Annotated in this window: 17 protein-coding genes; 10 read left to right on the top strand and 7 right to left on the bottom strand. The window is 35.2% G+C overall.

What is annotated here, in order from left to right; all coding sequences use genetic code 11:
- Positions 1–40: 40 nt before the first annotated feature.
- Positions 41–307 (bottom strand): 30S ribosomal protein S20, encoded by a 267-nt coding sequence (gene rpsT, locus BAR153v2_RS07210; protein WP_078680902.1) that lies wholly within the window; start codon positions 305–307, stop codon positions 41–43.
- A 235-nt stretch (positions 308–542) separates the two neighbouring features.
- Entirely contained in the window at positions 543–3,230 is a 2,688-nt protein-coding gene (acnA, locus tag BAR153v2_RS07205; protein ID WP_078680901.1) for an aconitate hydratase AcnA, read from the bottom strand.
- Positions 3,231–3,525: 295 nt separating this feature from the next.
- Between acnA and ccmA the strand changes: the two genes are divergently transcribed.
- Genes ccmA through BAR153v2_RS07185 form a run of 4 tightly spaced genes read left to right on the top strand, consistent with a single transcriptional unit; the run spans position 3,526 to position 5,874 of the window.
- Positions 3,526–4,146, top strand: a complete 621-nt coding sequence (gene ccmA, locus BAR153v2_RS07200) for a heme ABC exporter ATP-binding protein CcmA (RefSeq protein WP_078680900.1) — start codon at positions 3,526–3,528, stop codon at positions 4,144–4,146.
- A gap of 1 nt (position 4,147) precedes the next feature.
- Complete coding sequence (ccmB, locus tag BAR153v2_RS07195; RefSeq protein ID WP_078680899.1) at positions 4,148–4,813, top strand: heme exporter protein CcmB; 666 nt, start codon at positions 4,148–4,150, stop codon at positions 4,811–4,813.
- A 45-nt stretch (positions 4,814–4,858) separates the two neighbouring features.
- Positions 4,859–5,635: a heme ABC transporter permease gene (locus tag BAR153v2_RS07190; RefSeq protein WP_078680898.1), complete on the top strand. Its 777-nt coding sequence runs from the start codon at positions 4,859–4,861 to the stop codon at positions 5,633–5,635.
- On the top strand, positions 5,623–5,874 hold the full coding sequence (locus tag BAR153v2_RS07185; RefSeq protein WP_078680897.1) for a hypothetical protein: 252 nt from the start codon (positions 5,623–5,625) through the stop codon (positions 5,872–5,874). The genes BAR153v2_RS07190 and BAR153v2_RS07185 overlap by 13 nt, the downstream gene beginning before the upstream one ends.
- Positions 5,875–5,988: 114 nt before the next feature.
- Here BAR153v2_RS07185 and BAR153v2_RS07730 read toward each other — a convergent pair whose 3' ends face one another.
- Positions 5,989–6,117: a hypothetical protein gene (locus BAR153v2_RS07730; RefSeq protein WP_371325865.1), complete on the bottom strand. Its 129-nt coding sequence runs from the start codon at positions 6,115–6,117 to the stop codon at positions 5,989–5,991.
- Positions 6,114–6,647 (bottom strand): GcrA family cell cycle regulator, encoded by a 534-nt coding sequence (locus BAR153v2_RS07180; protein WP_078680896.1) that lies wholly within the window; start codon positions 6,645–6,647, stop codon positions 6,114–6,116. Before BAR153v2_RS07180 ends, BAR153v2_RS07730 begins: the two co-directional genes overlap by 4 nt.
- A gap of 414 nt (positions 6,648–7,061) precedes the next feature.
- Between BAR153v2_RS07180 and BAR153v2_RS07175 the strand changes: the two genes are divergently transcribed.
- From BAR153v2_RS07175 to BAR153v2_RS07160, 4 genes are all read left to right on the top strand, one after another.
- Positions 7,062–8,267 (top strand): aspartate aminotransferase family protein, encoded by a 1,206-nt coding sequence (locus BAR153v2_RS07175; protein ID WP_078680895.1) that lies wholly within the window; start codon positions 7,062–7,064, stop codon positions 8,265–8,267.
- Between the two features lie 4 nt (positions 8,268–8,271).
- On the top strand, positions 8,272–9,174 hold the full coding sequence (gene argF / locus BAR153v2_RS07170) for an ornithine carbamoyltransferase (protein WP_078680894.1): 903 nt from the start codon (positions 8,272–8,274) through the stop codon (positions 9,172–9,174).
- 62 nt (positions 9,175–9,236) lie between these two features.
- Positions 9,237–10,235, top strand: a complete 999-nt coding sequence (locus BAR153v2_RS07165) for an Hsp33 family molecular chaperone (protein WP_078680893.1) — start codon at positions 9,237–9,239, stop codon at positions 10,233–10,235.
- A gap of 356 nt (positions 10,236–10,591) precedes the next feature.
- Positions 10,592–11,311: a Fic family protein gene (locus BAR153v2_RS07160; RefSeq protein WP_078680892.1), complete on the top strand. Its 720-nt coding sequence runs from the start codon at positions 10,592–10,594 to the stop codon at positions 11,309–11,311.
- Positions 11,312–11,331: 20 nt separating this feature from the next.
- Here the strand turns inward: BAR153v2_RS07160 and BAR153v2_RS07155 are convergent, their stop codons facing one another.
- Together BAR153v2_RS07155 and BAR153v2_RS07150 are read right to left on the bottom strand one after the other, a co-directional pair.
- Positions 11,332–11,907 carry a Smr/MutS family protein gene (locus BAR153v2_RS07155; protein WP_078680987.1) on the bottom strand — a complete coding sequence of 192 codons (576 nt, stop codon included), beginning with the start codon at positions 11,905–11,907 and terminating at the stop codon, positions 11,332–11,334.
- A 57-nt stretch (positions 11,908–11,964) separates the two neighbouring features.
- On the bottom strand, positions 11,965–12,657 hold the full coding sequence (locus tag BAR153v2_RS07150) for a Tim44/TimA family putative adaptor protein (RefSeq protein WP_078680891.1): 693 nt from the start codon (positions 12,655–12,657) through the stop codon (positions 11,965–11,967).
- A 186-nt stretch (positions 12,658–12,843) separates the two neighbouring features.
- Between BAR153v2_RS07150 and BAR153v2_RS07145 the strand changes: the two genes are divergently transcribed.
- Positions 12,844–13,335 (top strand): FxsA family protein, encoded by a 492-nt coding sequence (locus BAR153v2_RS07145; RefSeq protein WP_143245224.1) that lies wholly within the window; start codon positions 12,844–12,846, stop codon positions 13,333–13,335.
- A 129-nt stretch (positions 13,336–13,464) separates the two neighbouring features.
- Complete coding sequence (secB, locus tag BAR153v2_RS07140) at positions 13,465–13,941, top strand: protein-export chaperone SecB (RefSeq protein ID WP_078680890.1); 477 nt, start codon at positions 13,465–13,467, stop codon at positions 13,939–13,941.
- A 65-nt stretch (positions 13,942–14,006) separates the two neighbouring features.
- On the opposite strand, the gene BAR153v2_RS07135 is transcribed toward secB, so the two are convergent.
- Positions 14,007–16,325, bottom strand: coding sequence for an NADP-dependent malic enzyme (locus BAR153v2_RS07135; protein WP_078680889.1), 2,319 nt, complete (start codon positions 16,323–16,325; stop codon positions 14,007–14,009).
- Between the last annotated feature and the right edge of the window lie 143 nt (positions 16,326–16,468).

Below are 16,468 nucleotides of genomic sequence, written 5' to 3'. Positions count from 1 at the left end.
TGGTTAATAAGCGAAGTTTAATTATATAAATTTAGTGTAATTAAGCCTTAAGAGCTTTTAAACGTTTGGCCAAACGCGAAACTTTTCGGGCAGCAGTGTTTTTATGAAAAACCCCTTTAGAAACCGCACGCATAATCTCAGGTTCAAAATTTTTAAATGCCACCTCAGCAAACGCCTTATCGCCATAGGCTAAAGCGTCATCCAATTTACGCATAAAAGTGCGGACACGGGAACGACGGGCCTTATTGACCTGCGTACGCACTGCAATCTTACGGACAGCTTTTTTAGCTGAAGATGTATTCGCCATAAATATATCTCTCTTAACTGATCAGTATAAATAGTTTAAACTATACCGATACTGAAACAAACGATTCCAAGCTACAAACTGCTCACTACCTGTAAACTTATAACTTAACATTAAAGCTAACGTCAATTAATTTTTCAAAAATAAGTATAAAATTAGTGAAGTACTTCCGTCAATCCCTCACTCTTAAATATATATTCCCAATATAAGTAAATCGGATCAATATTGGCTAAATTATTTAAACTGCCAAATTACGTAAAACGTATTGCAAAATACCACCATGACGTAAATAGTCTAATTCGTCTTCAGTATCAAGACGACATAATAATCGCACTTTCTTTTCTGTGCCATCAATAAAAGTTATTGTAACTGTTACCTTCTGCCGAGGTTTCAAATCATTGATGCCTTCAATTGTTATTTTCTCACTTCCCTTTAATCCTAACGATTGCCAACTTGTACCTGCTTCAAAAACAAAAGGAATAATTCCCATACCAACAAGATTAGACCGATGAATACGCTCAAAAGACTGAGCAATTACTGCTTTTATACCAAGAAGATAGGCACCTTTAGCCGCCCAATCCCGAGATGATCCATTACCGTATTCAATACCAGCAAAAACAACAAGGGGCACTCCCTCTTGTTTATATGTCATTGCTATATCGTAAATAGATCCTTCCTTTTCTGACGGATAATGAACTGTATAGCCCCCTTCACGACCATTCTCTCCAAGAATAAAATTACGAATTCGGATATTTGCAAAAGTCCCACGCATCATAACTTCATGATTTCCACGACGCGTTCCATACTGATTAAAATCAGCGACTTTAACACCATGATCAGTCAAATATCTTCCTGCAGGCGAATCAAGCTTAATAGAACCGGCAGGTGAAATATGATCAGTCGTGATTTTATCACCAAATAAACCTAAAATCCTCGCATTTTTAATATCTGCTAATGCACTAGGAACTTTAAGCATATTATCGAAGTAAGGAGGATTACGCACATAAGTTGACTGATCATCCCAAGAGTAAGTAACACCAGCTGGAACTTGAACTTTCTGCCAATTTTCATCTCCCTTAAATACATCCGCATATTTCTCAATAAAAATCTTACGAGTGACATTCTGTTCAATAAATTCTTGTATTTCTTTAGAAGTCGGCCAAATATCTTTTAAGTAAACAGGTTGACCATCTAAACCTATACCAAGAGGCTCCTTCGTTAAATCTTTACGCACTGTTCCTACTAACGCATGGGCAACAACCAGTGGAGGTGAAGCCAAATAATTTGCTTGCACATCAGGTGATATACGTCCTTCAAAGTTACGATTACCTGAAAGAACTGCTGCAGTAATTAAACCATTATCGTTAATGACTTTAGAAATAGCTGGTAACAAAGGACCAGAATTCCCAATACATGTCGTACATCCAAATCCTACTAAATTAAATCCTAACATGTCTAAATCTTTTTGAAGACCTGAAGCAAGGAGATAAGCTTCAACCACCTGCGATCCAGGCGCAAGAGAGGTCTTAACCCATGGTTTACTCCTGAGTCCTTTTGCGACAGCGTTACGCGCTAAAAGACCAGCCGCAATAAGAACACTTGGATTTGACGTATTTGTACAAGAAGTGATAGCAGCAATAACTACATCTCCATGACCAATTTCATATTCTTTATTCTCAACCTTATAACGATCATTTTTCTTATTGATTTTCTTATAATCATCAACCAATGCTTGCTCAAAACCTTGCCCAACATTTTCTAATGAAATACGCCCTTCTGGACGCTTTGGACCAGCCATAGAAGGTACAACATTTCCCATATCTAATTCAATTATATCACTAAAGATAGGATCCCCAACCCTTTCATCATGCCACATTCCTTGTGCCTTAGAATAAGTTTCCACCAAAGCAATGCGTTTTTCATCACGTCCTGTCATATTAAGATAACGCACTGTCTCTTTATCGATTGGAAAGAAACCGCAAGTTGCGCCATATTCCGGTGCCATATTTGCAATCGTAGCACGATCAGAAAGTGTCATATGTTTTAACCCAGGGCCAAAAAATTCAACAAATTTACCAACGACACCTTTTTGGCGTAACATTTGCGTAATTAGAAGCACTAAATCAGTCGCTGTTACGCCTTCTTTAAGTTTGCCCGTTAAACGAAAACCAATCACTTCAGGTAGCAACATTGAAACTGGCTGTCCCAACATTGCTGCTTCTGCTTCAATACCACCAACACCCCAACCCAAAACACCTAAACCATTAACCATGGTTGTATGGGAATCAGTTCCTACACATGTATCAGGATAAACTGTCTGACAACTACTATCATCTCTTATCCACACACATTGTGCTAAATATTCCAGATTCACCTGATGGCAAATCCCTGTACCAGGAGGAACAACACGAAAATTTTTAAATGCTTGCTGTCCCCACTTCAAAAAACGATAGCGCTCACTATTGCGTTCATATTCATATCCAACATTTCTCTTAAACGCCTCTGAATTCCCAAAATCATCAACAATAATTGAGTGATCAATGATAAGATCTACAGGAATAAGTGGATTGATTTTTTCAGCATTCCCTCCGAGCTTATCCATGGCATCTCGCATAGCAGAAAGGTCAACAACAGCAGGAACGCCTGTAAAATCTTGCATTAGAACACGTGTAGGGCGATAAGCAATTTCCACACCAGAATGCCCTTTATCATTTAGCCACTGAGCAACATTCAGAATATCTTCTTTCTTAACTATGCGACCATCTTCAAACCGCAACAAATTTTCAAGAAGAACTTTCATCGAAAATGGCAAATGAGAAATCCCTTCAAGCCCATTCTTTTCTGCTTCAATCAAGCTGTAATAAATGTATTCTTTGCCATTAACACTTAAAATTTTACGACAATTAAAACTATCAATTTGAGACATGACTGTTCACCCTTAAATATTACAAACCACTCCATTTTTCAGAACGAACAATGCAAACTGCAGGTCAAGATCGCAGCCTGATGCGGGTATAACTATTTCCGCTATTCACTCCCCGCTCTTTTATCGGTAAATTCAGAGAGTGGCCTCAAACCCGTCCCAAACCGACTGCTAGCGTAATATGCGCCTTATAAAACTATTTCTAGAACTATTCTAGTTACAATTTCATAAAAAAACGTATTTTTTTACTTTATTATGTAATAAAAATCAAAAAATAATAGAATAGCAGGTTATTATTATGGTGTTATCGGGTAAAAATCTAACGGTACATAGAAATGAAAAAATTTTATTTCAAGGTCTTTCTTTTTGTTTATCCACACAACAACTCATGACAATCACAGGCCCAAATGGTATTGGAAAATCTACACTATTGCGAATCATTGTTGGTCTTTTCAAAGCTACTGAAGGTGACTTAAAGTTAGAAAGCAAGGGAAAAATATATCCTTTGGCAATCGCATGCCACTATCTCAGTGCTCAAAATGCCATGAAATCCTCTTTATCCGTTATTGACAATCTAAAATTTTGGGCAGAATTTTACGGACAACCTTTCTACCATCCCTATGATGCTCTTGCAGATATTGGTCTTTCTGATCTCGCGCATTTACCTTTTAATATTCTATCAACTGGACAAAAAAGACGTGTAGCCATCGCTCGCTTGCTCCTCTCTTATCGCCCTATTTGGGTTCTAGACGAACCAATATCTGGCCTTGATCACCATGCTCAAAAGATTTTTTCGACATTGTTTCAACGTCATCTCAATCAAAGAGGGATGATTATTGCAGCAACCCATATTTCTCTTGGTCTAAAAGAACACCATGTCATTGCCTTAGAGCATTTTTATCCTCTTAGGAAAAAATAAAATGAAAGCACTATTTTGGCGCGACCTTAAATTAATTTTAGCATCACAAACTTCTTTATTAACAGGGCCTTTATTTTTCATCGCCATCATTATCATAACTCCCTTTACTCTCGGAACAGACCCAAATACTCTCACACGAATAGGCCCAGGCGTATTATGGTTAAGCGCTCTTCTCGCAGGACTACTCAATCTTAATAAGCTTTTTCAAACCGACTGTGATGATGGAAATCTCGATCAACTTATTCTTTGTGGTCAAAGAAAAAGCTTAACATTTATCGTTTTTATCAAATGTCTTGCACATTGGGCAGGAACTATGCTCCCTCTTATTTTTGTCACTCCTATCGCAGCATTTATGCTTCATTTAGATACTCTAATAACTTTTACAACAATTTTAACCCTTGTATGTGGAACGCCTTCTTTCATTTTCATTGGTGCAATTGGGGCAGCTTTAGCAACATCATTATCGCATAATACAATGCTCATTTTTATTATTATTTTGCCATGGACAATTCCAATTATAATTTTTGGCGTTACAACTGCCACAGCTCCAATAACATCAAAAGTTTCTTTCCTCACTGCTCTAGCTTTTCTGTCTGCTTTTTCACTCTTTTTTGGTCTTTTCAGTTCTTTTGTAACAGCTATAACACTCAAATACTTATCAGAATAACAAAAGATAATTGCTCCCAAGCAAAAATCTGCCTATTATAAATTTATGAATGAATTATCGCGAAAAAAAACGAAATTTTCCCTCGTCAATCCAACCCGCTTTATGGAAATAAGTAGCGCTGCTTTACCTTGGTTAACCAGTATCACATTATTTCTTCTTATCTTAGGTCTTGTTTTGATTGTATATTCTCCTGATGATTATCAACAAGGTATTACTGTCAAAATTATGTATATTCATGTTCCATTTGCCTGGTTATCTACTTTTTGTTACATCACAATGAGTATTGCTGCATTAGGAAGTCTGATCTGGAACCATTGTCTCGCGGATATAGCACTAAAATGTGGAGCATCCATTGGGACTATCTTTACAGCTTTAGCACTCATAACAGGAGCACTTTGGGGACGTTCTACGTGGGGAACATGGTGGGTATGGGATGCCAGATTGACATCGGTTTTAATTTTGTTTTTTATCTACCTTGCGATTGTTACTCTTGCTTATTCTTTCGATAACCAAATCAAAGCTGCATATGCTACAGCAATTTTAACATTAGTTGGATTAGTCAATATTCCTATTATCAAATTCTCTGTCAATTGGTGGAATACACTTCATCAACCAGCATCACTTTTACGTGCAAATGGTACAACTATTGATCATGCCATGTTATGGCCTCTTATAACGATGATGTTTTGTTTTACCTTCATGTTTATTGTATTGTATTTAATAGCTATGCAAAATGAAATTACCTACCGCCATATTAAAACACTTCAAATCAAAGCAGCTTATTATCCTCAACATCAGGTCTCTTCGTCATGCTCCAACTAAATCACGCTCAAAATGAAGCTTTTGGAAATTTTATCCAGCGAATTGATTTTTTCCTTGGAGCCCTACACCATGAGCAAATTGTTGCGTTAAGTTATATGCTCTCTGCAAGTGTTCTATTTTGTTTTATTGGATATATCCTTCATAAAAGTGCGCGTCAGAAAAAAATTCTGAAACAACTTCAAATAAAAGAAAAAATTTGGAAAAAACAATACGATGAAAATCATCTTTCTCAGACCTAAACAAAGCATATCTTTGCTTATCTTATTGAAATCTTTGTGCTCATTTTTTCTTTTCCTCTTCTGGTTATATTCTTCTTTAACTCTATAGAAAGAAAAAATGCCCATGACATTTCTTTAATCTTTTGGCAATCCTTTTAAATTAATTGGTTTTGATGCTTCAGGTCTTACAGCTATTAACTGAGGTATACATGGATCACCAGAAGCTTTTATCTTCAATAAATTTTGACTATTCACACACATCATATTCTCACTCTTCGTCTTTCTGACACTGGCTGAAACGCTATTTTAGCATGAAAATCACAATAAGGACTACTTTCGCTAGAATCAGCACCACAGAAATGAAAGTTTGATGATAAAGGATCTCCAACAGGCCATCTACATGTATTTTCATTCAATTGTAAAAGATTAAGATTACGCGACATAGGTACAACTACATTTGATTTTTCAGGCGCATTTGCTTCTGTTGCATTCTCAGCGACAAATTCTTGTTTTAAATTTGCTGCTTTAGAATTTTCAGAAGAGCAGTTATCTTGCAACATCGATGATGTTGCACGACGCATCCGCGATGTTGATGAATTAATACCTGTTAATACTTTTTGTGCACGTGATACTACTTGTGTTGTTTTACCACGTCCTGGTAATTTCAACCGGTGTACCTTACCAATCACAGCATTTCTACTGACACCACCCAACTGTACTGCAATTTGACTTGCACTCAGGCCTTCACTCCAAAGCCTCTTAAGAAGTTCAACGCGCTCACATGTCCAACCCATACTAGAACCCCATTCCAATTATCTCACCGAAAGGCTCTTAACTGCATCTTCGAATATCTTATATATTCGAACAGCTCAATAAAAAACCTTTTAACCTAACCAATCGCGGAATTTATAAATAGAAATCCAATTTCGTTTATTTACTCAAACTATAATACGCACTGACTCTATGACAAGAGTTATTATATTTTGATAACGTTCTTTTAAAACGTTTTCCCCAACTTGCAAACAAATCATAGAAAAAAAATTTTAACTCCAACTTTTTCATATAAAGATACCTTTTCGAAACCTTAATTGATTTTTTATTAATTAGCACGATAGTCCATTATAATGAAGAAAACTATCAATGTATGCAGAAACAGATCATAGTTCTCAATATCATATTACAGCATTTAAACAATCAAGAGTATAACGATGAATACCATCCATACACAATCACTTTATAATACTTTTGCTCGACGTAATTTGCATTTTACACAAGGAAACGGTGTATGGCTTATCTCTGATAAAGGACAAAAGTATCTTGATTTCACATCTGGCATTGCTGTCAATGTTTTAGGATATACACACCCAAAGCTTATTGATGCCATTAAAACACAAGCTGAAAAACTTTGGCACATTTCTAATCTTTTTGAATCACCTGAACAAGAATCACTTGCTGCACGTCTTTGTGCTAACAGTTTTGCTGATAAAGTTTTTTTCTGCAATTCTGGTGCTGAAGCATTGGAATGTGCATTCAAGACTGCTCGCCGCTATCATTATACATTGGGTCAACCAAAACGATTCGAAATCATTACTTTTGAAGGTGCATTTCATGGTCGTACACTTGCAACAATTGCTGCTAGTGGGCAAAAAAAATATCTTGAAGGTTTTGGCCCAAAAGTTTGTGGTTTTATTCAAGTACCCTTTGATGATGAAAAAGCTTTACGCCATGCTATCAATAAGAATACTGCAGCTATCCTTATCGAACCGATTCAAGGAGAAGGGGGATTACGAACAGTTCCTTATGAAACTTTTAAAAAGCTACGCAAATTATGCGATGAAAATCAACTACTATTGATCTTAGATGAAGTTCAAACCGGAATCGGACGTACAGGAAAACTTTTTGCATATGAATGGAATGACATCATACCAGATATCCTCACTCTTGCTAAGGGGCTGGGTGGTGGTTTTCCGTTAGGAGCTTGTCTTGCAACAGAACAAGCTGCAAAAGCCATGACACCAGGAACCCACGGTACAACCTTTGGAGGCAATCTCCTTGGTATAGCTGTAAGCAATAGTGTTCTTGATATTATCTTAGAACCAGGCTTTCTTAACCATGTTCAACATATGGGTAATAAGCTACAACAAGGACTTTTAAGCATTTTAAACACTTATCCTGATATTATTTGTGCAATTCAAGGTATAGGCCTTATGATGGGTATACAATGTACCATCCCCCAAAATGAAGTCATCACTGCACTCGATAACGAATATATTCTCAGTGTTGGGGCTGGTCATAATATTGTTCGCTTCTTGCCCCCTCTTATAATCACTGAAGAAGAAATATATGAAGGCTTGCATCGTATTGAAAAAGCTATCGCTTATCTTTCGCAAACAAATAAGAAAAGACAAGTATAATATTATGACATATACTCTTCGCCACTCTACCGATCTATCTATTTTAACTCTACAAAGAGCATGTGCTCTTATCGATTATACCAAAATTCTCAAAACTGCCTTTAAAGCAGAAGAGAATTTAAAACCTTTCGCTGATAAAACACTAGCAATGATTTTTGAAAAGCCCTCTACACGGACCCGAGTTTCATTTGATCTTGTCATGCATCAGCTTAGTGGAGAAACAATGATGCTAACGAGATCTGAAATGGAGCTTGGTAATAGTGAAATAATCGCCAATATAGCACGTGCATTATCACGCTTTTTAGAGATCATAATAATACGGACTACAGCACATCATCGGATACTTGAATTGGTACAATATGTGCAAATTCCTGTCATTAACGCTCTTACAGACGACACACATCCTTGCCAAATTTTAACAGATATCCTTACCTATGAAGAACACCGTGGTATTATTGCTGGTAAAACATTTGCTTGGATGAGAGATGACAATAATGTTCTTCATTCCTTAATCGAAGCAACAACTCTTTTCAATTTTTATCTGCACATTGCTACACCGCAAGGAAGTAAAATCCAAGAAAAATATGTAAACTGGGCATGTGAACAAGGACCACATAGTATGCTCACTCAAAATCCTCAAAAAACTGCCGAAAACACTGATTGTATTATCAATGACACATGGGTTTCTGTGGGACAAGAATTTCGTGCTAGAAGTTATCCCATTTTTCAACCTGATCAAGTCAATGAAGCTTTAATGGCACGTGCCAAACCTGATTCTCTCTTTATGCACTACCTTCCTGCTCATCGCGGTGAAGAAGTTTTAGACAACGTAATCAACGGGCTGTATTCTGTTGTTTTTGATGAAGCTGAAAATCGCCTGTATACCCAAAAAGCAATCCTTTGCTAGTGTTTACAAGATGTGTTTTTTAACCCAATCATTTATGAAATAAACTATTAAAAAGCAAAAATATGAATAACAAATACAAAAAATCTAAAGATCAAATCTATTTAAATAATTTTTATCAGAATGAAGATGATACCGTTACTCCCTTTCAAGTCGAAGAACTAGATGTTCGTGGATGCGCTGTACAACTTGGAGAAAGCTTAAACTCCATTCTCACAAAGCATCAATATCCTGATCCTGTTTCTTATCTTCTAGCGGAAGCTTTAGTCACAACTGTTTTACTTGGAACATCATTCAAATTTGAAGGAAAATTTATTTTACAAACTCATTCTGAAGGACCAGTCAATATGTTAGTATGTGATTTTGTTCCTCCCTCCAATTTACGTGGTTACGCTCGTTTTGATAAAGAAAAGTTAAAACAGGCTATAGCCAATGGTCAGACATCTTCAGAAATTCTTCTCGGAAAAGGGACTTTGGCTTTCACTATTGACCAAAGCCGCTATACACAACGCTATCAAGGAATCGTCGCCTTAGATGGCTCAAATTTTCAAGAAGTCGCTCGCAATTATTTTAATCAATCAGAACAAATTCCTACTGATCTCCGTCTGGCAGTTTCCACCTTAATCAATCGTAATCAGCGTGGGGAAATACAAAAAAATTGGAGAGCAGGAGGACTTTTGACTCAACTCTTACCCCAAGCTTCTCCTTATCATACCTCATGCCAAACAAATACAAAATTAGACAAAACAAAAACTCGTATTCAACTCGAAAACCAATGGCAGGAAGTACAAGCGCTCACTGCAACTATTGACAGTGCAGAACTTACAGATCCTCAGGTTGATACTAAACGATTGCTTTTCCGCCTCTTTCACGAACGAGGTGTAAAAGTTTTTCAAACTTTTCCTATAACAGACCAGTGTTCTTGCTCACGAAAAAAAATTAAAGAAATATTAAAAAGCTTTTCTGTTGAAGAACGTTCTCAAACAATAGAAAATCAACAAACTTCTGTTACCTGTGAATTTTGCTCAACGGTTTATCGTTTCAAACCAGAAGAACTTTTTTAAGTATAAAGTATACAAATAATTATTCCTGTAACAGACAAATTTTTCTTTCTATTAAAAAATCTTATACTATAAAATATGCAAATTTATTATAAATTTTATTGCACATAATATATTAATTTATCTATTATTTTTAAAAGTTCGGAAGACTTTTATTGATGCTGAGATTTAAGATTCTAAAAACTACCTATTATTTATTACAAAGTTTAAGAATTTTTTCCGTGTAATTTTTATGAATATTGTATTATAATAAAGTGATTAAAATTTAAATCATAAATTTAATATTGGCTAAATAAGTTGTTTTTTTCTAAATCTACTGAAAGATAATTTTATTTTAATAATTCAAAGGCTTGCCATAAATGGATAATAAAGCAGAAGCATTAGTATCGTTCCGTCACTATAATTATCCAAATAGTTTTACACTGAAAAATAAATATCACATACGAAACTATGAAAGACTTGAGCTAATATGCATACATCGTTCGACACAAGAAATTATTAATCTGCACAAAGAGGCCATGCCAGAACAATTTGATTCCTTTTATTTAAAATATATTCATAGACGTCTCTTTTATAAAATATTTGAATGGGCTGGATGTACTCGTGATATTCCATTTATGTTTTTAGATGGAACAGTTGCCTGCCAACCAGAAATTAAAAAAGTGGTTTCGAATACTTTTTTTGCAATTGGTGAACAAGTCCAGACAGGTTTAAAAAAATTTGACAAAATACTCGCTGAGAAAAATAATTTACAAGGTTTATCACCCAAAGAATTTACCAATGAAGCAGCCGAACTGTTTTCCTTTCTCAACTATATACGTCCTTTTAAAAAAGGTAATAGACGCGCACAATGTTTTTTTTTCCAAAAACTTGCTGAAGCTGCAGGTTATACGCTTGATTTTTCAATTATAAGAGAAGATCACATGCTAAGTGCTTCTATAAGTGCATTACGAGATAACGATTTACAGCCTATGCAATCTATATTTAAAAAAATCCTTGTTCAAAGGCCACCGCGTATTGCTTATAATAGACGAAGCTTAAAAAACCCAGAATACAATAATTGTTCACGTATGTGCTAACTGGCTCTATGTTTTTTCCTTTACGGAAAACGACGTAACTGAATATAAAGGGCACCACTACCTCCATGGCTATAAGCCGCTTGCTCAAAAGCATGGATGTAATATTGAAAAGTAGGCGTTGATAACCAATAAGGGACAAATTGGCGCAAAACACCATTGCTTCCGTATGAATAACCTTTTCCTGTTATCACTAGAACATAACGTAATCCGCGCTGATGAGATGACTGTAAGAATTCTTTTAAACAACGATACGCTTCATCTTGTATCAAACCATGAAGATCGATACGTGCTTCTATACGACGGAAGCCTTTTGCAATTTTACGATGCACTGTATGATCAAAATACTGCATTTTCTTTGTTTTAATTATTTCTTTCTTTTTCCCTTTAGCTATCGTCGGTTGCTGCTTTTGTTGGCTTTTTTGAGAAAGTGGAAAAATTTGTATAGCTTGTCGTTTTTTATTCTTTGTATTTTCAACATTGTTTCGCATAAGAAAATTCAACCGGTCACAAAGTGGCATTGTCGTACGACAAACCTGCTCCCATAAAAAATAGTCTTGTGAAACCAGTAGGTTTGTTTTTCTTTCATCCTTAACCATTAAACTTTTTAATCTCATGTAATCTTATGAAAAATTTTCCATAAACCAATAATAATTTTAATTTTCATCTTCCGTTGCAAAAAGTTTCCAATTTGGATTTTTAGATGTAGTATTACGCACAAAAGTCCAGATATCTCTGATTTCTATAATAGCTTCAGGATCACCATCTATATATTCCTCTCGCTCATTATAAGTCGCAGAAATAATTTCACTAACGATACGTACTGTTAAAAATGCTTCTTCTTTCTGCATTTCTGCTGCAATAAATTCAATCTTATTAATCCCCACAAAAGTGAATTGAATTCTTTCATTATTTTTTTCTCGTTGCTCTATAGCCTCACAAAAACTCTCAAAAACATCCGATGAAAGATGTTCTTTAAGCTGATCACGATTACCTTGTGCAAAAGCTGTCATAATTATTTCGTAAACAATTTGAACACCATTTATAAAAAATTGAGGAGAAAAAGAAGAATCAGCTAGGCTAATAGCACGCAAACCACTATTCAGCGCACTCTTTTCTGGTGCGATGGTATTAATTTCACTAAAATTATTCTTTTTTGAAGAAGACTGATCAGGCAATGAAACAATATTATCACTTGTTTCTCTTTCAATCTGCTTTTTAGAATGTTTCGAATAAGAATCAAAGGGAGGTTTTTCAAAACCAATTCGTTTTCCTAATACATTTCGTAGTTGTACAAAAACAACAACTATAACAACAAGAGCTATTATCAATACAACGTCAAATTCCATGATTGTGGTCAATCTCCAAACCTTAAATGATTTGCAATAAACATTGCGGTCAATATCATTTATCAATAAACATGTAAAAAAAATAAGTAAATCTATTATTTAAATAATGTTCATGGCTTCCTAATTTAAATTGAGAAAAGAATAATATGATTTTCTCAATAAAAAACTTGAAAAAGGTATCTTCATTTGACAAAATTTTATTATACAAGGTCTCAATTTTTTTTAATTATAATTCTTAGTGCTCTCTTTTTTGAAATCGCTGGTTTTATCGTTGTCGGAAAAGAAATTGGAATTTTAGCAACTTTGAGCTTAATTTTTCTAACAATGATAAGTGGAATTATTTTGTTACGTATTAAAGGCATAAGTCTTATAAAAAATATACAAAGCAAGCTTATTCAAGGGCATACATTAGAGTCTCACATAGCCGATGATGCACTTATTCTGCTTGGTGCAATTCTCCTTATTCTTCCTGGTTTTATAAGTGATATTTTTGGAATATTACTCTTTGTAAAGCCAATTCGTACTTTTATCTGGAATTTTTCTTTATCCCTTATAAATAAAACAAATACTCATGTTACAATAAATTCTGAAACTCAAAATGAATCTGAAAAAATAATTGAACTCAACGCAGAGGATTATCAGAGCTATAATGCGACAAAGTCTCCCTGGAAAAAATAATGATAATAACTAAAATACAAAAAAATAATTAAAGGTAAGACGAGCATTTCTTGCAACCATTTGCAAGTCATGATAATTTATTTTAAACTTAAGATAGAAATACGTGTATTATAATGAAAGGTTTTCAATATGGCCGAAGGTGAAATACATAATAATAATGGAGAACCAGTATTTGCTGTTTTAACCCAATATTTAAAAGATTTTTCGTTTGAAAATCCGAATGCACCTCGTTCATTGCGTCCACGAGAAAAAGCACCACAAATTGATGTTAACATTAATGTCAACGCCAATCCAATTGGCGATGATAATTATGATGTCGTACTATCCCTTTCAGTAAAAACTAAAGATGATACCGAAATGCTATTTCACGTAGAGCTGATTTACGGCGGTATTTTCCATATTAAAAATATTCCACAAGAGCATGTAATGCCGCTCGTTTTTATTGAATGTCCGCGTCTTTTGTTTCCTTTTGCTAGGCAAATTATATCTGATGCTACACAAAATGGTGGTTTTCCACCTTTGTGGATTGATCCAATTGATTTTGCAACTATGTTTCAAAAACGTGTTGCTGAAGAACAAAAAAATAATCAAACACAACCATCTTAAAGGCTATCTTGTAAAATTATATAAAATCTATTTTATTTCTTTTATTATAAAAAAACCTTGAAATTTCAAAGGCTTTTATTTTTTTTAGCAATTTTTTCTGCGTGATAGGCAGCCAAAGTTGCGGTATTAATAATGTCTGTGTCGCGTCCACTAAACGGCACAATTTGCACAGATTTATTCAATCCAATTAAGATAGGGCCAATAATGGTTGCATCACCAAGTTCTTGCAATATTTTGCTAGAAATTGAAGATGAATGATATCCAGGCATTATTAAAATATTAGCTGGTTCTGTTAATTCCATAAAAGGATATTGTTGCGTCAGTTTCGAATTAAGAGCTACACCAGCACTTATTTCTCCATCAAATTCAAAGTCAACTTTACGTTCATGTAAAATATCAACAACTCTCTGAATACGTTGTGTAATTTGACCTTTTATATGACCAAAAGTAGAAAATGCTAAAAATGCTACTCGTGGTTGATATCCAAATTCACGAACAAAAAAAGCTGTTTGTTCAGCTATATCAGCGAGTTCTTCAGCATTAGGATTCTCATAAACAGCTGTATCAGCAATAAACACAGTGCGTCCGCGACAAATAGCTATTGAAATACCAATTAATCGTTCTTGTGGTTTCTCATCAATTACTCGTCGTATATTTATCAAAGCCGTTTCATAATTGTGTGTTACTCCTGTAATCATTGCATCAACATCATCCAAAGCTAACATACAAGCAGAAAAATAATTGCAATCATTATTGATAAGATGATAACAATCACGCAACAGCCAACCTTGGCGCTGCATCTTTTTATAAAGATATTGAGCGTAAGCATCCGTGCGACAAGACAGCTTTGCATTCAGAATAGAAATTCCTTCACGCTCAAGATCAATTCCTGCAATAGCAGCAGTATCTTTAATTTGTTCTTCACGACCAATTAAAATTGCTTCCCCTAGTTTTTGATGAACGTAAGATACAGCCGCTCGCATGACCGGTTCTTCTTCTCCTTTTGCAAAAACAATTTTCTTTGGTGCTTGACAAACATAATCATAAACACCACGCATCGTAGATGCAATGGGATCACGTCGAGCATTCAAGTCATGTTCATATACTTTTAAATCATGAATATGCTTTCTAGCAACACCGCTTTCCATTGCTGCTTTTACCACCGCAACTGAAATAACTGTTAGTAAACGTGGATCAAATGGAACTGGAATAATATAATTAGGGCCAAATTTCAGACGATTTCCATGATAAGCTTCTACAACACAGTTAGGAACTTCCTCATGAGCTAATTTTGCAATAGCTTTGGCTGCAGCAATTTTCATGCTTTCATTGATAACCGTTGCACGAACATCAAGAGCACCACGAAATATATACGGGAAACAAAGAACATTATTAATTTGATTGGGATAATCTGATCGACCTGTTGCTATAATAGCATCATCACGTATTTCTGCTACTTCTTCAGGTGTAATTTCTGGATCAGGATTAGCCATAGCAAAAATAATTGGTTGTGGTGCCATTGATTTTACCATCTTAGCGGTTAGTGCACCTTTTGCTGAAACTCCAAAAAACATATCAGCACCTTCCATCGCTTCAGAAAGCGTGCGTTTATCTGTTTTAATGGCATGAGCAGCTTTCCACTGGTTCATTCCTTCTTCACGACCTTCATAGACAACGCCTTTTGTATCACACAACAAAATATTTTCAGACCGAAAACCCATTGCCTTAATAAGCTCAATACAAGCAATTCCTGCAGAACCTGCACCATTACAGACTAACCGTGTATCTTGCATAGTACGCCCCGTTAAATGCAAAGCGTTTATGACACCCGCAGCCACAATAATTGCGGTACCGTGTTGATCATCATGAAAAACAGGAATATTCATGAGTTCGCGTAAACGGCTTTCAATAATAAAACAATCAGGTGCTTTAATATCTTCAAGATTAATACCACCAAAAGATGGTTCTAAATGCCGTACTAGATTGATAAAGCTTTCCGGATCGCTCGTATCAATTTCTAAATCAATTGCATCCACATCTGAAAAGCGTTTAAAGAGAACTGCTTTTCCTTCCATCACTGGCTTAGATGCCAAGGCACCTAAATTACCCAAACCTAAAATAGCTGTCCCATTTGATATAACAGCGACAAGATTCCCTTTTGCCGTATAATCGTAAGCCATTAAAGGATTTTCAGCAATTGCTTTAACTGGAACAGAAACACCCGGCGAATAAGCAAGCGCTAGATCATGCTGTGTTGCCATAGGTTTTGTTGCAACAATTTCAAGCTTCCCAGGACGATCACCCTTATGAAAATCAAGGGCTTCTTGGTCGTGTACACTATAAAATTTTTTATATGTTGTTTGATCCTGTTCATTTTTTTTCATTTCACTTACTTTCTTAAAAAACAGCATAAACTCTAATTAACAACAAATATAATGATTAATTTTTAAAATTTGATTCGTATGCCAAAAATCGCTATGCTCACTTTATAAGAGCATCTTATCATGCGCTTCATTCTAGAGGTAAT

Source organism: Bartonella sp. AR 15-3, assembly GCF_002022445.1.
Lineage (GTDB): Bacteria > Pseudomonadota > Alphaproteobacteria > Rhizobiales > Rhizobiaceae > Bartonella.
The sequence above is the reverse complement of the archived record's forward strand: the minus strand, read 5'-3'. Positions and strand labels throughout refer to the sequence as shown.

Bases quoted from the DNA above. Each gene is read 5' to 3' on its own strand.
- BAR153v2_RS07165 (WP_078680893.1), top strand. From the start codon at position 9,237: ATGAATAACAAATACAAAAAATCTAAAGATCAAATCTATTTAAATAAT.
- BAR153v2_RS07160 (WP_078680892.1), top strand. From the start codon at position 10,592: ATGGATAATAAAGCAGAAGCATTAGTATCGTTCCGTCACTATAATTAT.
- secB (WP_078680890.1), top strand. From the start codon at position 13,465: ATGGCCGAAGGTGAAATACATAATAATAATGGAGAACCAGTATTTGCT.
- BAR153v2_RS07150 (WP_078680891.1), bottom strand. From the start codon at position 12,657: ATGGAATTTGACGTTGTATTGATAATAGCTCTTGTTGTTATAGTTGTT.
- acnA (WP_078680901.1), bottom strand. From the start codon at position 3,230: ATGTCTCAAATTGATAGTTTTAATTGTCGTAAAATTTTAAGTGTTAAT.
- argF (WP_078680894.1), top strand. From the start codon at position 8,272: ATGACATATACTCTTCGCCACTCTACCGATCTATCTATTTTAACTCTA.
- BAR153v2_RS07175 (WP_078680895.1), top strand. From the start codon at position 7,062: ATGAATACCATCCATACACAATCACTTTATAATACTTTTGCTCGACGT.
- BAR153v2_RS07180 (WP_078680896.1), bottom strand. From the start codon at position 6,647: ATGGGTTGGACATGTGAGCGCGTTGAACTTCTTAAGAGGCTTTGGAGT.
- BAR153v2_RS07155 (WP_078680987.1), bottom strand. From the start codon at position 11,907: ATGGTTAAGGATGAAAGAAAAACAAACCTACTGGTTTCACAAGACTAT.
- BAR153v2_RS07190 (WP_078680898.1), top strand. From the start codon at position 4,859: ATGAATGAATTATCGCGAAAAAAAACGAAATTTTCCCTCGTCAATCCA.
- rpsT (WP_078680902.1), bottom strand. From the start codon at position 307: ATGGCGAATACATCTTCAGCTAAAAAAGCTGTCCGTAAGATTGCAGTG.
- BAR153v2_RS07730 (WP_371325865.1), bottom strand. From the start codon at position 6,117: ATGATGTGTGTGAATAGTCAAAATTTATTGAAGATAAAAGCTTCTGGT.
- BAR153v2_RS07135 (WP_078680889.1), bottom strand. From the start codon at position 16,325: ATGAAAAAAAATGAACAGGATCAAACAACATATAAAAAATTTTATAGT.
- ccmB (WP_078680899.1), top strand. From the start codon at position 4,148: ATGAAAGCACTATTTTGGCGCGACCTTAAATTAATTTTAGCATCACAA.
- BAR153v2_RS07185 (WP_078680897.1), top strand. From the start codon at position 5,623: ATGCTCCAACTAAATCACGCTCAAAATGAAGCTTTTGGAAATTTTATC.
- ccmA (WP_078680900.1), top strand. From the start codon at position 3,526: ATGGTGTTATCGGGTAAAAATCTAACGGTACATAGAAATGAAAAAATT.